The sequence below is a fragment of the Aeromonas sp. 97A genome, assembly GCF_051919185.1.
Lineage (GTDB): Bacteria > Pseudomonadota > Gammaproteobacteria > Enterobacterales > Aeromonadaceae > Aeromonas > Aeromonas veronii.
Genome location: NZ_JBQBFF010000001.1, coordinates 1,262,113 through 1,281,183, shown reverse-complemented (window position 1 = coordinate 1,281,183; position 19,071 = coordinate 1,262,113). Strand labels below are relative to the sequence as shown.

The 19,071-nt window shown below is 58.6% G+C and carries 11 protein-coding genes and 3 pseudogenes; 6 read left to right on the top strand and 8 right to left on the bottom strand.

Going from position 1 to position 19,071, the window contains the following annotated elements; genetic code table 11:
- Window positions 1-28: 28 nt before the first annotated feature.
- Both ACTG27_RS05780 and rluC read right to left on the bottom strand, forming a co-directional pair.
- Entirely contained in the window at window positions 29-691 is a 663-nt protein-coding gene (locus ACTG27_RS05780) for an HAD family hydrolase (protein ID WP_439979280.1), read from the bottom strand.
- The gene (rluC, locus tag ACTG27_RS05775) at window positions 691-1,635 is read right to left on the bottom strand and encodes a 23S rRNA pseudouridine(955/2504/2580) synthase RluC (RefSeq protein ID WP_439979279.1); all 945 of its coding nucleotides are present in this window, start codon (window positions 1,633-1,635) and stop codon (window positions 691-693) included. The genes ACTG27_RS05780 and rluC overlap by 1 nt, the downstream gene beginning before the upstream one ends.
- A 413-nt stretch (window positions 1,636-2,048) precedes the next feature.
- Here rluC and rne point away from each other — a divergent pair, with 413 nt between their 5' ends.
- Both rne and ACTG27_RS05765 read left to right on the top strand, forming a co-directional pair.
- Window positions 2,049-5,141, top strand: a complete 3,093-nt coding sequence (rne, locus tag ACTG27_RS05770; RefSeq protein ID WP_439979278.1) for a ribonuclease E — start codon at window positions 2,049-2,051, stop codon at window positions 5,139-5,141.
- 116 nt (window positions 5,142-5,257) lie between these two features.
- Window positions 5,258-6,348: pseudogene (locus ACTG27_RS05765) on the top strand (IS3 family transposase); the annotation flags it as partial.
- 184 nt (window positions 6,349-6,532) lie between these two features.
- Here ACTG27_RS05765 and ACTG27_RS05760 read toward each other — a convergent pair.
- The 4 genes and pseudogenes from ACTG27_RS05760 to apbC all read right to left on the bottom strand — a co-directional run bounded on the left by ACTG27_RS05760 (window position 6,533) and on the right by apbC (window position 10,863).
- Window positions 6,533-8,003: pseudogene (locus tag ACTG27_RS05760) on the bottom strand (inorganic phosphate transporter).
- 377 nt (window positions 8,004-8,380) lie between these two features.
- Window positions 8,381-8,962: a dCTP deaminase gene (gene dcd / locus ACTG27_RS05755; RefSeq protein ID WP_005336719.1), complete on the bottom strand. Its 582-nt coding sequence runs from the start codon at window positions 8,960-8,962 to the stop codon at window positions 8,381-8,383.
- A gap of 63 nt (window positions 8,963-9,025) precedes the next feature.
- A complete protein-coding gene (gene udk, locus ACTG27_RS05750) occupies window positions 9,026-9,670 on the bottom strand; it encodes a uridine kinase (RefSeq protein WP_307894918.1) in 645 nt (214 codons plus the stop codon).
- A 110-nt stretch (window positions 9,671-9,780) separates the two neighbouring features.
- Window positions 9,781-10,863, bottom strand: coding sequence for an iron-sulfur cluster carrier protein ApbC (gene apbC, locus ACTG27_RS05745; RefSeq protein ID WP_307894919.1), 1,083 nt, complete (start codon window positions 10,861-10,863; stop codon window positions 9,781-9,783).
- 186 nt (window positions 10,864-11,049) lie between these two features.
- Here apbC and metG point away from each other — a divergent pair, with 186 nt between their 5' ends.
- Window positions 11,050-13,083 (top strand): methionine--tRNA ligase, encoded by a 2,034-nt coding sequence (gene metG / locus ACTG27_RS05740; protein WP_041202234.1) that lies wholly within the window; start codon window positions 11,050-11,052, stop codon window positions 13,081-13,083.
- 137 nt (window positions 13,084-13,220) lie between these two features.
- Here metG and ACTG27_RS05735 read toward each other — a convergent pair whose 3' ends face one another.
- Both ACTG27_RS05735 and ACTG27_RS05730 read right to left on the bottom strand, forming a co-directional pair.
- Entirely contained in the window at window positions 13,221-14,087 is an 867-nt protein-coding gene (locus ACTG27_RS05735) for a CHAD domain-containing protein (protein ID WP_439979276.1), read from the bottom strand.
- Between the two features lie 15 nt (window positions 14,088-14,102).
- Window positions 14,103-14,375 carry an acylphosphatase gene (locus tag ACTG27_RS05730; RefSeq protein ID WP_005345583.1) on the bottom strand — a complete coding sequence of 91 codons (273 nt, stop codon included), beginning with the start codon at window positions 14,373-14,375 and terminating at the stop codon, window positions 14,103-14,105.
- Window positions 14,376-14,459: 84 nt separating this feature from the next.
- Here ACTG27_RS05730 and ACTG27_RS05725 point away from each other — a divergent pair.
- The 3 genes and pseudogenes from ACTG27_RS05725 to ACTG27_RS05715 all read left to right on the top strand — a co-directional run bounded on the left by ACTG27_RS05725 (window position 14,460) and on the right by ACTG27_RS05715 (window position 18,727).
- Window positions 14,460-15,889, top strand: a pseudogene (locus ACTG27_RS05725) (methyl-accepting chemotaxis protein).
- Window positions 15,890-15,999: 110 nt separating this feature from the next.
- Window positions 16,000-17,193: a class I SAM-dependent methyltransferase gene (locus ACTG27_RS05720; protein ID WP_025201720.1), complete on the top strand. Its 1,194-nt coding sequence runs from the start codon at window positions 16,000-16,002 to the stop codon at window positions 17,191-17,193.
- Window positions 17,194-17,542: 349 nt separating this feature from the next.
- Entirely contained in the window at window positions 17,543-18,727 is a 1,185-nt protein-coding gene (locus tag ACTG27_RS05715) for an acyltransferase family protein (RefSeq protein ID WP_439979275.1), read from the top strand.
- The last annotated feature ends 344 nt before the right edge of the window (window positions 18,728-19,071 follow it).

Below are 19,071 nucleotides of genomic sequence, written 5' to 3'. Positions count from 1 at the left end.
CAGATCGATGTCTCTTAAATAGAGGCGTCTATAACAGCGCGCGAAGAGCCGCCATGGAATCCACCACCGCCACAGGCCCGTGACGACTGAGGGCATCGCGGCTATCTACACCCCAGGTAACGCCAATACGCGGCATGGCGATTGCTTCGGCCATCGCCATATCGTGAACAGAGTCACCGATCATGACGGCCTGGCGGGGTGAAAGCTCCAACTCGTCCAGGATCTGCTCAAGCATCAGCGGATCAGGCTTGGATCGAGCCTCATCGGCCCCACGACTGGTCATAAACAACGGGCGCAGCCCGGTCTCATCCAATACCCGATCCAGCCCACGGCGCGATTTGCCGGTAGCGACGGCCAGTTGCAGCCCTCGTGACTGCCAGTCATGCAGCAACTCCCCTGCCCCGGCAAACAACGGGCTGGGGGTAGCGTCGTGCAGATAGTGATGACGATAGCGATCGATGAGTGCAGCAATCTGGCGCTCATCTCTGGTAGCGCCACTGTCACTGCATAAGGGGAACAGACGGGACATGGCGACATCGAGGCTCAATCCGATGATCTGCCGGATCTGGGTTGGTGCAGGAACCGCCAGCTCACAATCTCTGGCGGCCCCCTGCACACAGGCCACAATCCGGCCCACCGAATCCATCAGGGTACCGTCCCAATCGAAAATTGCGAGCCGGATATCCTGCATCAGCGTGGTAAGCCGTTGAGGAAGTTGTCGAGTTCAGGTGCCAGCGGTGCTTCTACCTGCATTTCGCGACCATCGGCCGGATGGGTGAAGCTGAGCTTCCAAGCATGCAAAAAGAGCCGTTTCAGACCTTGGCTGCGCATTTTCTCGTCAAACGCCGCTTCACCGTACTTATCGTCACAGGCGATCGGGTGACCGGCATGCAGGGTGTGCACGCGGATCTGGTGGGTACGACCAGTAATGGGGCTGCACTCGACCAGAGTCGCTTCGGCAAATTGACGCATGATGCGGAACCGGGTTTCGGAGGGCTTGCCATCGGCGCTAACCCGCACTACACGTTCACCTGACTGCAGATCGTTTTTGCGCAGCGGCGCATTAACCACCTTGACGTGAGCCTGCCACTTGCCGCGCACCAGCGCCAGATACTGTTTGCGCATCGTTTTGACCCGCAACTGCTCATGCAGGCTGCGCAGGGCGCTGCGTTTCTTGGCAACCAGCAATACACCAGAGGTGTCGCGATCCAGTCGATGAACCAGTTCGAGGAAGCGGGCTTCCGGCCGCAGGGCGCGCAGCCCTTCAATCACGCCAAAGCTCAGGCCGCTGCCACCGTGTACTGCCATGCCGGAGGGCTTGTTCAGCACGATCATGGCATCGTCTTCGAACAGGATCTGGCTCTCCAGACGCTGGATAACCCCGAGGTTAGCTGAAGGCAGCTCATTCTTCTCGGCAACGCGCACGGGGGGCACCCTCACCTCGTCACCTGCGCAGAGTTTGTACTCCGGTTTGATGCGCTTTTTGTTTACTCGCACTTCGCCTTTACGAAGGATGCGATAGATCAGGCTCTTGGGGACGCCCTTTAGCTGAGTCTTGAGAAAATTGTCGATGCGCTGCCCGTCATGCTCAGCTTCGATGGTGAGCAGCTGCACTTGTTGTTGTATCTGTGTCATGGCGCGGATTTTAACACTGCCAGCGCCCCTTGGCTGCATGGTTTGTTGAAAAATGGCGCCTTGCTATAAAAGAGGTTTAAATGGGATAATAAACAAGGTTTTGTCATTGTGTTCAAGCCTTGTACTAAGTGGCCAAAAAGTATGCCACCCAATCCCGAAACACCGTGTATACAAGAACATGACGGTTCCCGGGTGCGAGGTACAACGCATGGAGAACACAAACATCACCGTTTATTTGTCTCCATTTCGGCATCCTTATTCATTCCTTCTCGAGAAGTGATGACCAGAACGCCCTTAGTTTGCGCCTCATGCATACCCCAACCGGGAGGTTGCCCCAGTATGCTGAAGACCCGAGGCCGGCGCTGGCAGGACCCAGATGGAGGAAATCAAAATGACACAATAATGAGAACTCAATGAAAAGAATGCTTATCAACGCAACTCAAGAAGAGGAGTTGCGCGTAGCGCTGGTTGACGGACAACAGCTCTACGATTTGGATATTGAAAGTCCGGGACACGAGCAGAAGAAAGCGAACATTTACAAGGGTAAGATCACCCGCGTAGAACCCAGCCTTGAAGCTGCTTTTGTCGACTACGGCGCCGAGCGCCACGGTTTCCTGCCGTTGAAGGAGATCGCCCGCAATTACTTCCCCTCCGGTTACTCCTATCAGGGTCGTCCCAACATCAAAGAAGTGGTTCGCGAAGGTCAGGAAGTTATCGTCCAGATCGACAAGGAAGAGCGTGGCACCAAGGGTGCAGCCCTCACCACCTTTATCAGCCTGGCAGGTAGCTACCTGGTACTGATGCCCAACAACCCCCGTGCCGGTGGAATCTCCCGCCGCATCGAGGGTGATGAGCGGACTGAACTGAAAGAAGCCCTGAGCGGATTGACCGTGCCGGAAGGCATGGGCCTGATCGTGCGCACCGCAGGTGTGGGCAAGTCGCCAGAAGAGCTAGAGTGGGATTTGAACGTCCTGCTCAACCACTGGGACTCCATCCACAAGGCCTCCCAGGAGCGCGCTGCGCCGGTACTGATCCACCAGGAAAGTAACGTCATCGTGCGTGCCATCCGTGACTATCTGCGTCGCGATGTGGGCGAGATCCTGATCGACAATCCGGTGATTTTCGAACGCGCCAAGGCCCATATCGAGCTGGTGCGTCCGGATTTCCTCAACCGTGTGAAGCTGTACAAGGGTGAAGTTGCCCTGTTCAACCACTTCCAGATTGAGAGCCAGATCGAATCTGCCTTCCAGCGTGAAGTGCGCCTCCCCTCCGGCGGCAGCATCGTTATCGATCCGACCGAAGCACTGACCTCCATCGATATCAACTCCTCCCGCGCCACCAAGGGCGGCGATATCGAAGAGACTGCGTTGCAAACCAACCTGGAAGCCGCCGACGAAATTGCCCGTCAATTGCGTCTGCGCGACTTGGGTGGCCTGATCGTAATCGACTTCATCGACATGACGCCGGTTCGCCATCAGCGCGAAGTGGAAAACCGTCTGCGTGAAGCAGTTCATCAGGATCGTGCCCGCATCCAGCTGGGTCGGATCTCCCGTTTCGGTCTGCTAGAGATGTCTCGCCAGCGTCTGCGCCCCTCCCTCAACGAATCCAGCAGCCATATCTGCCCTCGTTGCCAGGGTCAGGGCGTGATCCGTGACAACGAATCCCTCGCCCTGTCCATCCTGCGTCTCATCGAAGAAGAGGCCATGAAGGACAACACCGAGCAGGTTCACGGCCAAGTGCCGGTGGATGTTGCCGCCTATCTGCTTAACGAGAAGCGTGCCGCCATCGCCAGTCTGGAACAGCGCAATGATGTGCGTGTTTACATCATTCCGAACCAGCATCTGGAAACCCCGCACTACGAAGTGACTCGCATTCGTCAGAACGAGATCCCGGAAGCGGCCAGCTACGAGCTGAAAACCGAGATTGCCAAGCCGGTCTACCAACCGAAGCAAGCTCAGGTGATCGAGCGTGAGCAACCGCTGCTGCAAGGCTTTGCCCAACCGGCACAACCGGCCCCTGTTGCACCGCAACAGCCGGCGGCTCCCGTTGCTGCGGCCCCTGCCGAAGTCGGCTTCTTCAGCAAGCTGATCAAAGGCATTACCGGCCTGTTCAGCAACGATGCAGCCCCTGCCGACGTGAAAACAACCGCCGAGAAACCTGCTGCTCGTGAAGCACGCAAGGATGAAGGTCAGCGTCACCAGCGCGAAGAAGGTCGTGGCCGTGGTCAGCGTCCTCGTCGTGACGACAATCGTGGTAACCGCAACAATGCGGAAGCTGGCGAGAAGCGTGAAGGTGGCAACCGCGAAGCTGGTGAAAACCGCAATCGCCGTCCACGTAAAGAGCGCGAGCCTCGTCAGGAGCGTGAAGCTCGTGGCGAAGTACGCAGCGAACAACGCATGGAACGTGAACCCCGTCAGGAGCGCGAGCCTCGCGAACCGCGCCAGGAACGTGCGCCACGTCCGGCCCGTGAACCTCGTGCTCCCCGTGAGCCGCGTGCCGAAGTCGTTGTTGACGCAGTAGATACCGTCGATACAGCTGCCGCCCAGCCACGTCAGGAAAAAGAGCAGAAAGTGGCCGAGCGCCGCGAACGTCGCCAACTGCGCAAGCAGATCCGCGTCGATGTCGCCGCTGCTGACACCCCTGCCCTGCCGGTTGACGAAGTACCAGCGCAAGCTGAAGTGATCGATGCCACCGTGGGTAACGAGCAGGAAGAGCAGAGTGAAGGCCAGCGCCGTTCACGCCGCACTCCGCGCAGCCAGCGTATCGAAGGTCAGCGCCGCAAGCGCATCAACGAAGATGCCCGCAGCCAGCGTGAAGAAGAACAGCAAGATACCACCACTCTGACCACCGCAGCCCAGGCAGATATTGCCAAAGCGCAGGTTGAAGAGCCGGTAGTGCCTGTTGTTACCATCCCGAGCGCTGAAGCCGTCGCAGCTGCCCTGCAAGCCTCTGCGGCACTGACCGAGCATGTGGTTGTCGAAGCCGTTGCTGAAGAAGCGGCCGAGCAGGCTGCAGCCCAGGTCGAAGCAACTCAAGCCGATGTGATCGCTAGCCCGGTTGTTGCAGCTGTTGCAGAAATCGTGGTTGCAGCAGAGCCAGAAGTTGCTGTTGTAGCTTCGCCGGCTGCCGAAGTGGTCACCGCCACCATGGTTGAAACGGCTCCGGTTGTTGAAGAAACACCAGCTGTCAGCACTCCTGTCGTGGAAGCTGTACCGGCTGCAGTCGAAATGCCAGTTGCTGTTGTCGAAGCCCCGGCTCCTGTCGCTGCGGTTGCGGTGGAAGAGACTCCGATCGTAACCAAACAGGTAGCTCACGGTGCTGGCCTGCTGGCTCGTGCCCGCAAAGCATCCGCCCCGATGGCAACCCCTGCCGAAGCCCCTGCCCTGCCTGCTCGTGAGCCGGTTAACTACCCGCCGCTGGTACGCAACGAAGTGAGCACATCAGGTCGTCATGGTGGCAGCACTGCCGCCGTCAACGTGGCCACCTGCCCGGCCGGTCGCCCCTAAGCAACCCAGGTTGAGCCCCTAAACAAAAGCCACACCAACCGGTGTGGCTTTTTTATTTCTCTTTTCCCATCCTGAATATGGTTTACACCTTTCCCCCCCAATAAATGGAGAATCCGATGGGACAAGGTGTGAAACGGACACAGCGCGATTACTCGCTGACTTTTAAACTGGCACTGGTCGAGCAGATTGAAAAAGGTGAGCTCACCTATAAACAGGCTCAGGTGCGTTATGGCATTCAGGGCCGCTCCACCGTTCTGGTATGGTTGCGTAAACATGGTCGGCAAGATTGGAGCCAGGGGGCTTCTGTACGCGCCGGCAGGAGCATCACCATGCCTGACCCCGACAACCAGACGCCCGAACAGCGCATCAAGGAACTCGATCAGCAGCTGGCGCTGATGAGTCAGAAGGCGCAGTTCTTTGAGGCCGTCGTCGATGTACTGAAGAATGACTACGGCGTCTCCATCGTAAAAAAGCGACCCGGCAAGTCCTCTCGCAGCGGCAAGTCGAGAGGCTGACCATTGTCAGGGCTTGCCTGTTTCTGGGGATAAGCCGGCAGGCTTACTACAAGCGCAATCGGGTAGCCGACGAGCGCCATGCACAGGAATTGCAGGTGGTGCGCTTCGTGCGTCAGGTTCGACTGCGACAACCGCGGGTGGGCACTCGCAAGCTGCATTATCTGCTGCAGGGTCAGGATGATGGCGGGCTCAAGGTCGGGCGGGACAGGCTGTTTCAGATATTGGCCGAGCACCGCCTGCTGGTGCTGCCCAGGCGGGCGTATCACAAGACCACCCATAGTTTTCACCGTTTCTACCGTCATCCCAACTTGCTCAAGGCGGGGTCAGAGCAGGTCACACCGGTGGCCCCGGAGCAGGTCTGGGTCGCAGATATCACCTATCTGCCAGCCAGGAGCGGGCCGCTGTACCTGAGCCTGGTGACGGATGCGTACTCACGCAAGATAGTGGGCCATCACGTGCACGAAGGAATGCATGCCGAATCGGTGGCAATGGCGTTCAAGAAAGCGCTGAAGCAACGACGTGGCGGCGGTGAACTCATCCATCACTCGGACCGCGGCGTGCAGTATTGCTCGGTGCTGTATCAGTCACTACATGAACGGTACGGGGTGAAATGTTCGATGACAGATGGGTATGACTGTTACCAGAATGCGTTGGCGGAGCGGGTGAACGGGATTTTGAAAGGAGTGTTGCTACAGGAAAACGCCCTGCTTTCTCCTGTGTTTGCGCTTTTGATATCTCTGAGAAAGTTCATTCAAAGCGTTAATGTTCAGTATCACACCTATTGATAATTTCAATACAACATTTTGTTTGTTGGCATATTAAAACCAATCACAGATATGAAAAAAGGGCCCGCAGGCCCTTAGAAAAATAGCGATATTATCCACCAAACAGATGGTGGCTGACGATAAACAGGCCACCGGAGAGCAACATGGTCAGCGGCAGGGTCAGCACCCAGGCCATCAGGATGGTCTTGATGGTCTGGCTCTGCAGGCCGGATTTGTTGGCAATCATTACCCGCCACCGCAGAAGAGAGGATGTGGGTGGTGGACACCGGCATACCGGTCAGACTGGCGACCCCGATGGAGGTTGCAGCCGTGATCTGGGCCGCAATGCCCTGGCTGTAGGTCATGCCGGTGGTGCCGATCTTCTCGCCCACGGTATGGACGATACGACGCCAGCCCACCATGGTGCCGCAACCGAGCGCCAGCGCGATGGAGACGATCACCCAGGTCGGTGCGTATTCAGCGGTCGCGGTCAGATCCTTGCGCCATTTGGCCAGATCGGTCAGCTCCTTGGCTGGCAGCGGCAGCTTGGCAGCCTTGCGGGCGGTGTCATCGATACAGAGCAGCAGACGACGCACTTCGCGGCGGTCGGTCAGGCTCATCTGATCATAAGTACGCACGGCCCCCAGACGGGCATCCAGGGTGGCCATCGCCTGCAGCACGCCATCGGCGGAGCAGTGGGTCATCAGCTCTTCCTGAGCCGTTGCTGGTGCAGAGAAGTTGATGACACCAGAGAGGGCGGACTGGTTGCGCTGGTAGATCTCCATGATGCGCTGGTTGGCATCCTGGGTCCGGTCCAGATCATAGGCGCGGCTGTTCATGTCCAGTGCGAAATAGGCAGGCGCCATACAGATCAGCACCAGCATCACCAGACCGATGCCCTTCTGGCCATCGTTGGAGCCGTGTACGAAGCTGACGCCCATGGCCGAGGCCACCAGGGTCAGACGCGCCCAGAATGGCGGGTGCTTCTTGCCATCGACCAGCTGACGCTCTTCCGGTGTTTTGTGGATCTTGTTGCTGGTCCAGATGCGTTTCATCGCCAGCAGCAGCAGTGCCGCTATGATGAAGCCGATGGTGGGAGAGATGATGAGGGAAAGCATGATGTCGATCGCTTTGCCCACGTTGATCCCTTCTGTCACCGGTTTATGGGTGATCCAGGCATAGGCGCCGCCTACCCCCAGAATGGAACCGATCAAGGTATGTGAACTGGAGGCCGGGATCCCGAAGAACCAGGTGCCCAGGTTCCACACGATGGCGGAAAACAACAAGGAGAAGACCATGATCAACCCTTGGGTGGAGTCCATCCCAAGCAGCAGGTCGATGGGCAACAGATGGACAATGGCATAGGCCACACCCAGACCGCCGAACATGACGCCAAAAAAGTTGAAGATCCCCGATGCAACGACCGCCAGGTGAGCTGGCATCGCCTTGGTATAGATAACCGTTGCTACCGCGTTGGCGGTATCGTGAAAGCCGTTGATAAATTCATAGGCAAGCACAAAAAAAACGGCCAATACCAAACCGATTGACCACCACAAACCCAAACCACTAAACATTTCAAACATAAAAAAAAGCCTGTTTATGAGTTGCGGCGGATTATGCCAGATGGCGGCCAACACCATAGCCACCATTGAAATATTTCAGCCATAAAAAAAAAGAGCTTTTTGGAAAAAAATATCCTAGAGCCAGTCTTCATGCGGCTTGCCATCGATTAATTAAAGCCATCAATGATTGCGGGAAAGGGCAAAAATAGCTGACAATTAAGCCAATAATTTAATTTTTATGACATTTTTATGACAGAAAAACGGGCAGAAGTGGTGATAAAACGTCCCTGCCCAACCAATCTCATCCGACCAGCACCATCAACCCCATATCCGTTTGATTCCAGATGCAAAAAGGGAGCACCTTGTGCTCCCTTGCATCGTTGCCGTGTTGCCAGTTATCAGTCCTGATTGATACGGCTGGCAACGGCACCCTGCTGGCTCTTGTACTTGGCATTTTCCCGCTTGTTGTAGGGACGGGCCGCGACGCCGGAGAGCATCTCGAAGTTCAAGGCGCCAATTTTCATCTTCGGGCGCAGTGCCAGCGGCAGTTTGCCGCCGTTGTAGAACTCCAGCACGATGCGACCGGACCAACCCGGATCGATCCGGTGCGCGGTCACGTGCACCATCAAACCCAGCCGCGCCAATGAAGAGCGGCCATCCAGCCAGCCGACGATATCGGCAGGCAGGGTGACGGATTCGTAGGTCACCGCCAGCGCCAGCTGACCCGGGTGCAGGTAGAAGGCTTCGCCATCGGGGATGTGGATCTCGTCACTCATCACCCGATCGATGGCATCGGCCATCTCGCTGCTCGGGCCGCTCAGGTCGATATAGGGCGCGGTATGATCGCGAAACACCCGAAACTCGTTACCCAGCAGCACATCGACACTGACACCACTGATCCGCTCTACCCCGGGCCGTGGCTCAATGACGATCTTGCCTTCATCCAGATGGCGTTCAATATCGGTATCACACAGACGCATTGGGCGACTCTCCTGACAAATTGTGCTTTTAAAAAAGCCGGGCATCACCCGGCTTGTTTCATCTTAACCAATCAACATGTGGCGGATACGCGCTTTGAGCATGTCGATGGCGATGCGGTTCTTGCCACCACGGGGCACGATCACATCGGCATACTGTTTGGACGGCTCGATAAACTGCAGGAACATCGGACGCACTGTCTTCTGGTACTGCTTGAGCACGGAGTCCATGGTACGGCCACGCTCCTGCACATCACGCACCAGACGGCGCAGCAGGCAGATGTCGAGCGGGGTATCCATAAAGATGGAGGCATCCATCAGATCCCGCAGACGGCTGTCGGTCAGCAGCAGGATCCCTTCCAGAATGATCACCCGGCGCGGCGCAAACGGTGTCACTTCGCTCATCCGGGTGTGTTCGGTGTAGGAGTACTGGGGAATGGCAACCGCGTCACCTTGGACCAGCTGGCTCAGGTGCTGTACCAGCAGGTCGTGATCCAGCGCGTTAGGGTGGTCATAGTTGGTCTTGACCCGCTCTTCCATGGTCAGGTGGGTCTGATCACGGTAGTAGCAATCTTCGGTGATCACACCAATCTGACCTGCGCCCAGTTCGGCCACCAGCTCTTCATAAATGGTCTGGGCTATAAGACTTTTGCCAGACGCAGATGCGCCCGCAATACCGATGATCACACACGAATGTTGAGTATCAGACATGACAAATACCTAAAAGAGAAGAGCAGTGGGGATGGTTTAAACCGATCCATTATATAAAAAAGGGTGGGTCATGCCCACCCTCAATTCCCTTTCAAGTGACCGACCGCCGATTATTCATCCAGCGCCATGGCATAGAGGGGGGTCGCAATCGGTTTTGCGCTGAAAAAGAGTTCAGCCCCTACCCTGCGCGCCAGCTTCAAATAGGCCTTAGCCAAGCTCCCTTCCGGTGCGCCGAACACGGTCGGACAGCCATCATCCATGTGTTGGCGGATATCGATGTGCAGCGGCAACTGGCCAAGCAGTGCCACTTGATACTGCTCTGCCATCTTCTGGCCGCCACCGGTACCGAACAGCGGCTCATGATGACCACAGGCGCTGCAGACGTGGTAGCTCATGTTCTCGATAATACCGAGCACCGGCACATTGACCTTGTTGAACATGGCGATCCCCTTGCGGGCATCGGCCAGCGCCACATCTTGCGGGGTGGTGACGATCACCGCCGCCGACGTCGGCACCTGCTGGGCCATGGTGAGCTGGATATCGCCAGTGCCCGGCGGCATGTCTACCACCAGATAATCCACCTCGCCCCAGCGGGTCTCATGGAGGATCTGCGCCAGCGCCTTGCTCGCCATCGGGCCGCGCCAGATGGTGGCATCCTGCTCGGAAACCAGATAGCCGATACTGTTGCTCTTGAGGCCGCAGGCCATCACCGGCTCCATCAGCTTGCCGTCATGGCTGACCGGGCGCTCTGTGAGGGTGCCCATCATGGTGGGAATGGAAGGGCCATAGATATCGGCATCGAGAATGGCGACCCGCGCCCCCTCTTTTTGCAGGGCCAGCGCCAGATTGACCGCAGTGGTAGATTTGCCCACCCCCCCCTTGCCGGAGGCGACCACGATGATGTTGCGAATGCCCTGCACGGCATTGAGGCCCTGCGCCCTCGGCATGCTGGCGACGTCAATCTCCAGTGCCCAGTCGATACGGGCAGCACCGGTGGCGCTGCGCAGTCTGGCATCGTAGTTCTCTTTGAGCTGATCGAGCAGCGAGAGACCGGCAAACGGCAATACCAGCCGGATAGTAAGCCCCTGACCCTGATTGATGATCTCGCGAACGAATCCGGCATCCACCAGATCCTTGTGCCAGCCTGCTGGCTTAAATTCGGCGAGGATCTGTTTTACTGAATCAATCACCATTAACTCCTCATTATCTTGTCATTATCTTGAGGTGAACGGTTACCGCACACAAATCAGTGGCTTGCCTGCCATCATAACGGCAGGTGCTGCCAAGGTTGGCATAGCCACAACCCTAGGCAGGCTACCCCCAATTCGGGTAACATGCACGGCACTCTATCATCCCAACAAGCACATCAAGAACGTAATATGGCAACTGATCCTCGTAAAATGCTGGTAACCTGCGCCCTCCCCTATGCCAATGGCTCCATCCATCTTGGCCACATGCTGGAACACATCCAGGCCGATATCTGGGTTCGTTATCAGCGAATGCGCGGTCATCAGGTGCACTTCATCTGTGCCGATGATGCCCACGGCACCCCGATCATGCTCAAGGCGCAACAGATGGGGATCACCCCGGAAGAGATGATTGCCGCTGTCTCCAAGGAGCACCAGGCCGATTTCGCCGGGTTCAACATCAGCTTTGACAACTATCACTCCACCCACAGCGACGAGAACCGCGAGCTGGCGGAGCTGATCTATGGCCGCCTGAAAAATGGTGGCTTTATCAAGAGCCGCACCATCTCCCAGCTGTTCGATCCGGAAAAATCCATGTTCCTGCCGGATCGTTTCGTCAAGGGAACCTGCCCCAAGTGCAAATCTCCGGAGCAGTATGGCGACAACTGCGACAGCTGCGGCGCCACCTACAGCCCGACTGAGCTGATCGATCCGAAATCGGCCGTCTCCGGCGCGACTCCGGTAATGAAGGACTCCGAGCACTTCTTCTTCGACCTGCCGCAGTTTGAAAAATGGCTCTCTGAGTGGGTGCGCGGCTCCGGCGCCATTCAGGAAGAGATGGCCAACAAGATGCAGGAGTGGTTCGAAAGCGGTTTGCAGCAGTGGGACATCACCCGTGATGCCCCCTACTTCGGGTTCGAAATTCCCGGCGCCCCGGGCAAGTACTTCTACGTCTGGCTGGATGCCCCCATCGGTTACATGGCTTCCTTCAAGAACCTGTGCAACAAGCGTGGCGACATCGACTTTGACAGCTACTGGAAAGCGGACTCCGACGCCGAGCTCTACCACTTCATCGGCAAGGATATCGCCTACTTCCACTGCCTGTTCTGGCCGTCCATGCTGGAAGGTGCCAACTTCCGCAAGCCGACCAAGGTCAACGTGCACGGCTATGTGACCGTCAACGGCGCCAAGATGTCCAAATCCAAGGGCACCTTTATCAAGGCATCCACCTACCTGAACCACCTGGATCCGGAGTGCCTGCGTTACTACTACGCCGCCAAGCTCAACAGCCGCATCGATGATCTGGACCTGAACCTCGAAGATTTCGTGCAGCGCGTCAACGCCGACGTGGTCAACAAGCTGGTCAACCTCGCCTCCCGCAACGCCGGCTTTATTGCCAAGCGTTTTGGCGGCAAGCTGGCAGCAACCTGCGCCGAACCCGAGCTCTACGCCGAATTCGCCAACGCCCGCACCGCCATTGCCGAAGCGTATGAGAGCCGCGAGTTCAGCCGCGCCATCCGCGAGATCATGGCGTTGGCCGACAAGGCCAACCGCTACGTGGACGACAAGGCGCCCTGGGTTATCGCCAAGCAGGAAGGGGCTGACGCCGAGCTGCAGGCGGTCTGCTCTGTTGGCATCAACCTGTTCCGGGTGCTGATGGCCTACCTCAAGCCCGTCATGCCGCTGCTGGCCGAGCGTGCCGAAGCCTTCCTGGCCGAAACCCTCAGCTGGGATGGCATCGAGATGCCGCTGGTCGATCATACCGTTGCGCCGTTCAAGGCCCTCTTCTCCCGCATCGAGCCGGCGAAGATTGAAGCCATGATCGAGGCATCCAAGGAAGACTTGGCCAAGGAGCAGGCACCGAAAGTGAGCGGCCCGCTGGCTGATGACCCCATCAGCGAAACCATCACCTATGACGATTTTGCCAAGATTGACCTGCGCGTCGCGCTGATCAAGAAGGCCGAAGCGGTACCGGAAGCCGAGAAGCTGCTCAAGCTGCAACTGGATATCGGCGGCGAGACCCGTCAGGTGTTTGCCGGTATCAAGTCCGCTTACAACCCGGAAGATCTGGAAGGCAAGCTGACCGTGATGGTGGCCAACCTGGCGCCGCGCAAGATGCGTTTCGGCATGTCCGAAGGCATGGTGCTGGCTGCAGGCCCGGGCGGCAAGGATCTCTGGATCCTGGAGCCGCAGGAAGGCGCCCAGCCGGGCATGCGCGTCAAGTAAGCGTATCGCTGACTGCGACCACAGCCAGATAGAGAAGAGAGGCCAAACGGCCTCTCTTTTTTTGTCTCACATATTTGGCTTGGATAGTTTCTGTAGATGCTGGTCGCGGATGACTTCCGCAGATTGCGGTCTCGGGGCTATCCACAACCGGGATTCGCGGTCGATACATTTTGTTCTGAATATCTGACCAGCCGACTTGCCATGTCTTCCATGTTGTGGCCTGCCTGCATCGCCAGTTTGAGCGCCACCAGCTCCGCCTGCTGGCAGTCCAATTGACGCAAACGGGCAGTGATCTTTTGCTTCAACTGCTGCCGCAGTTTCGTCTGCTTGCGGGTGTTCCCCTGCTCTGCTCGCAACCTCCGCCGCCATTGACGCCAATCCTGCAACTGGCCGAGTCGTTCCTGCCAGTGAGTCAGGGTGCTCAACCAGCCGGGATCTCCACTCCCCAGATCCAGCAACAGTTCCACGCCATAACGGGCCTGCTTGATCTCGAGGCGCAGCCGATGCCAGCGGCGCAACTGTTGCTGACGGGAGCTGGCAGATTTCCCAACGCAGGGAATAGGTTCATCGAGAGCGCCCTGCGCCTCATCAAGGCGCAGGGCCAGATGCTGCTGATAGAGCGATGCCAATGCCCGCGCATCCGGCACCTGCGCCACCGCTGCAAGCCAGCGGGCCAGTCGCCTCGACAACAGGGGCACGCGACAGGCCGATTTGTGGGTATTACCCGTGCTGGCAGGCAGCTTGCCAAAACGCTCGGCGTAGACCTGAGCATCCCGCAGCGCCGAAAGCCGCCCGACCGAGCGCAGCAGACGCCGCTCCAGCTCGGGATGATAGGCGAGTGGTCGCCACAGGGCGAGCAGTGCCAGCAAGCGGCGCGCCGCGATACGGTAGCCATGCACGGCCGGTTCGCTGGCCTCTTCGCGCACCGCCCGCGCCGCCTCCTGATAACGGGCGACCCAGCTTGTTGCCTGAGTCAGCAACAGACCTTCCTTGTCCGCGTCCATCTCGTCTCCGCCCCTTCAGTTGGTGTGAAAGCCCTGACCGGTGGGCGGCAGCGCCTCTTCATACTCCATCCGGGTCACCCTAGCGGTGCGCGGGCCATGCTCCAGCCAGCCCAGCATCATCTGCACCCCCTGCGCGGGGCCGCTAATGAGGATCTCCACCGAGCCATCCTCCAGGTTGTAGGCATGGCCCCGCAAACCCAGTTGCAGCGCCCGCTCACGGGTGAAATAGCGAAATCCCACCCCCTGCACCTGCCCCCACACCCGAATGACAAACGATTGCTCTCCCATTTCTCACACCTTCTGCTTAAGAAAAAAATTCCCGAGACGATAATGTGCGCGACACTCTATATCTCTGCAGGATGCAGCTCCATTATGAAAGAAGTTAAATTCCGGTGGGTTGACCGCTATCTCATTCACCTCACCATCAGTGAAAAATTCCATATCGCGTTCTGGTTACCTCTCTTCATCATCGCCTTTCTCAGCTGGTATATGCTGGCGGCCAGCCATCAGCAGGAGATCTCCCTGCGGGTAGCACAGTTGCAGCAACGGGTCGAGACCACGGCGCAGCTGGTCAGCCAGCAGCCAACTCTGGTGTTGCCTGCTGATCTGCGTCTGACTCGACAAGGCAGCAGCGGGTTGCAGCAGCAAGGAGATCACTACCTCTTTAGCGCGCCAGCGGGTCAGGCAGGCTACGTCACCGGTGATCTCGACACCGGCAACCTCTCCATGTGGGAGGGTCAGGGCTCGACCCTGCTCCTGATCGGCGCGCTGGCCGCCCTGATGGCACTGGTGATCCACTACATGATGACCTTTGTCTCCGGAGCGCTCTACTCCACCAACAAGGCGCTGCAAACCGTGGCGGACGGCGATCTCACCTTCCGTCTCAACTTCTTCCCGGTGCGGGACGAGTTCTCCACCCTGGCGGGCAGCATCGACCGCTTTACCGACCGCCAGCACCAGATCGTCAAACTGGTGGAGGAGTCTGCAGAAGCGTTGACCATGGCAGCCGATGAGTTTCGTGACCATGCCCGCGAAGGCGAAAGCATGGCGCGGTCCCAGCGCCAGCACATGGATTCGCTGCCACCGCCATGGAACAGATGTCAGCTGCCATTCGCGAAGTGGCGCGCAATGCTAACGACACCCTGCAGCAGACCCGTCAATCGAGCGAAGAGGCGGCCAATGGCGCCAACCGGGTGGCTCGTACCATAGAGGCGATCCGCACTCTGGCCGACGAGATTGGCAATGCCTCCGGCGCGGTAGAGCGCCTGACCCACAATGCCAACCGCATCAACGAGGTGGTAAGCGTCATCAACGCCATCTCCCAGCAGACCAACCTCTTGGCCCTTAACGCCGCCATCGAAGCTGCCCGCGCCGGTGAGCAGGGACGCGGCTTTGCGGTGGTGGCCGACGAAGTGCGTACCCTCGCCAGCCGCACCCAGCAGGCAACGGTCGAGATCCAGAAGATGATCGAAGAGCTGCAAGCCGGCACCGGGGCGCTGAACGACATCATGGAGAAAACTGTGGGTCGCGCGGCCAGCAGCCAGCAACTCATCAGCGAGGTGGGGCTCGATATCGAGAAGCTGAGCAATCACAGCGATGCGGTGCTGGAGATGAGTACCCAGATCGCCACCTCGAGCGAAGAGCAGAGCTCGGTGGCCGCCGAGATCACCCACAATCTGGATCAGGTACGCCATGAAGCAGCGCAGGTGGAGGAGTCTGCCAGCGCCTCGGTGGCTGGCACGCAGGGGCTGAAAGCCACCGCCAGCGAGCTGACCCTGGCACTCAAGGGGATCCGGATCTGATCTGTCAGTCACATCCGGTTCGGGCACGCTGATGCACCGGGCCGTTTGAGTTTTACCTGCGGGCCACATAGAATGTGGCCCCTTTTCTTTTGACCATCTGGCAAACATCCATGAGCGCTTCCATCTATCTCGTCAAAGGCCGCGAAAAATCCCTGCTGCGTCGCCACCCCTGGATCTTCTCCAAAGGGATCGAGCGGGTTCAGGGCAACCCCATTGACGGCGATACCGTCGAGATCCTCACCCATGACGGCAAATGGCTCGCTCGTGGCGCCTGGTCGGGCAGCTCCCAGATCCGTGCCCGGGTCTGGACCTTCGACAAGGATGAGACCGTCGATCTCGACTTCTTTATCCGTCGTCTCAAATACGCACAAGAGTCCCGCGACGGGCTCATCAAGCGTCAGGGCCTCACCGGTTATCGCCTCTGCGCTGCCGAATCCGATGGTCTGCCGGGTCTGACCATCGACCGCTACGCCGATTTTCTGGTATGCCAAATTCTCTCCGCCGGTGCCGAGTTCCAGCGCGAGCTGATAACGCAGGCGCTGCGTACCCTCTACCCCGAGTGCAGCATCTATGAGCGCTCCGATGTGGCAGTGCGCAAGAAGGAAGGGCTGAAAGAGCGCACCGGCGTTATCTATGGCGAGACCCCGAACGAGCCGGTGGTCATCGAGGAGAATGGCGGCGTCAAGATCCTGGTGGATATTCGCAACGGCCACAAAACCGGTTTCTATCTGGATCAGCGGGACAACCGTCAGGCTGCCGCCAAGTACACCGAAGGCAAGCGGGTGCTCAACTGCTTCTGCTACACCGGTGGTTTTGGCGTCTATGCCCTCAAGGGCGGCGCCAAGGAAGTGGTCAACGTCGATCTCTCCCAGAATGCGCTGGATATTGCCCGCCAGAATGCCGAGCTGAACGGGCTGGATACCAGCAACACCCAGTTCGTCCGTCATGACGTGTTCAAGCTGCTGCGTGAATATCGCGAGAAGGGCGAGAAGTTCGACGTCATCGTGCTGGATCCACCCAAGTTCGCCGAGAGCAAGGCACAGCTGCTGGGTGCCTGCCGTGGCTACAAGGACATCAACATGCTGGCGTTCCAGCTGCTGGCGCCGGGTGGCGTGCTCTTGACCTACTCCTGCTCCGGCCTGATGGAGCAGAGCCTGTTCCAGAAGATCGTTGCCGATGCGGCGCTCGATGCCGGTCGCGATGCCCAGATCCTGGAGCTGCTCTCCCAGGCCTCCGATCACCCCATCGGTACCGCCTATCCGGAAGGCTTCTACCTCAAGGGTCTGGTGGTTCGCGCCCGCTGATCGGCAACCACCCTCCCCTTGTGATCAATCAGGCCCCTTGCGGGCCTGATTGTTTTGCCCGCGCCGTATAGGACTGAGCCTGACGCTCGCCCCGATGACCACCCTCTCTGCTTTATTCGCATTCCTTCTCCTCCTCTTTTGCTGCCAGCGCCCCACTTCTTCTCTGTTTAAATTACTTTGCACAATAACTGCACATTTATGATTTAAATCACATCCGTATGACTCTCTTTTCCGTAGTGTGATCCCGCCTGCAGCAGCCGAGCCGGGGCAACCGTCCCGTCAGGATTGATGGGCGGCACAACAACTAAATAGATGTCAGGCCAAGCTGAACATCACAAGGGATCCCGTTATGAATCAATCATTGCCGCTGTTAACGCCGCTGCGGGGCATCGCTGCCCTGATGGTGGTGCTGTTCCATGCCCGCTTGCTGCTCTTTCCCCAGTGGATGGAGTCGATCGCAGGCCACACCCAACTCATCGAGAACGGCTACCTCTGGGTCGACCTGTTCTTTATTTTGAGCGGCGTGGTGCTGGCCCATGTCTATGGGGAGGGTTTCACCCGCACTCCCCGCACTATCGGTTATAGCCGCTTTCTCTGGCTGCGGCTGACCCGCGTCTACCCCCTCTATCTGGTGACCCTGCTGCTGCTGGTCGGCTGGGAGCTTTACAAGGCGCAGCACGGGGTGGGTTTCTACGCCGGCCCCCTGTTCAAGATGTGGGAGTGGGAAGGGATGCCCCCCTTCGGCTCCCCCTTCACCCCGGCCGAGGCGTTGCCGAGCGCCTTTCTGCTGCTGCAGGTGGTGACCGATCACGGGCTGACCTGGAACTTCGCCGCCTGGTCCCTCAGCGTGGAGTGGATCAGCTACCTGCTGTTCCCGCTGCTGATTCCGCTCGCAGTCACCCGCAGTCGCTGGAGCCATCTCGCCCCCCTGCTGGCGCTGACGGTGCTGGCCTTTATCGTGCACAGTCGCGGCACCCTGGATGTCACCAGCGGCACGCTGGCGGTGGGGCGCGGGGTGAGTGAATTTGTGCTCGGCCTCTGGCTGCTGCCGAGGGTCAAGGCCGCGCAAGGCTTGCCCATGATGAAGCGAGATCTGCCGCTGCTGGTCGCCTTTGTGCTGCCCTTCGCGCTGATGCAGTTCACCATGACGCCACCACTGACACTGCTGCTGATCGGCTCCTACGTGCTTCTGATCTGGATTGCCGCCTGCCAGGGCAATCGCCAAAGCCCGCTGCTGCGCTTCCTGGATAACCGCTTCACCAACTGGCTGGGGGATCTCTCCTACTCTATCTACCTGCTCCACGCGCTGGTGCTGCTCACCGGCTGCGAGCTCATCCACTATCTGGCGCCGGGGATCACCGAGTGGTGGTATGGCCAGACCAACCCGCTGCTGGGGGTAGTGGCAACCTTGCTGATGCTGGCGGTGCTGATCGGATTCTCGGCGCTGAGCTACAACCTGCTGGAGCGGCCACTGCAACGGCGCCTGCGCCGCTGGGGCAAGGCTCGCCAGCCGGTGCTGGAGCAAGCCGGCTAACCCGTTTTCGCCAACTGATAGCCCCGCTGAGGTTAAACCAATCTCAGCGGGGCAAGTCCGCGAGTTCTCTTCACCCCTGCCGATAATTGAGTGGCTCAAGCCAGAGCCCTCCTCCCTAACCCTCCACCCGCCAATCCCCTTCGCTTTGTGTGAATTCCTGTTCGAACCGGAGGGGGCATTTGTGGCATAATGCCCTGTCCTGTGGCCCTTGGCGGGGCTGTGTTGGCGCATCTGTCGCCTCTTCTTCCCCGTCCTACCCGGCAGCCCTGCGTGACTGCCTGACATCACTGCTTCCAGAAGCAGCCAAGGCCACCTATTTTTGCGGCTCTTTACATGACGGTAGA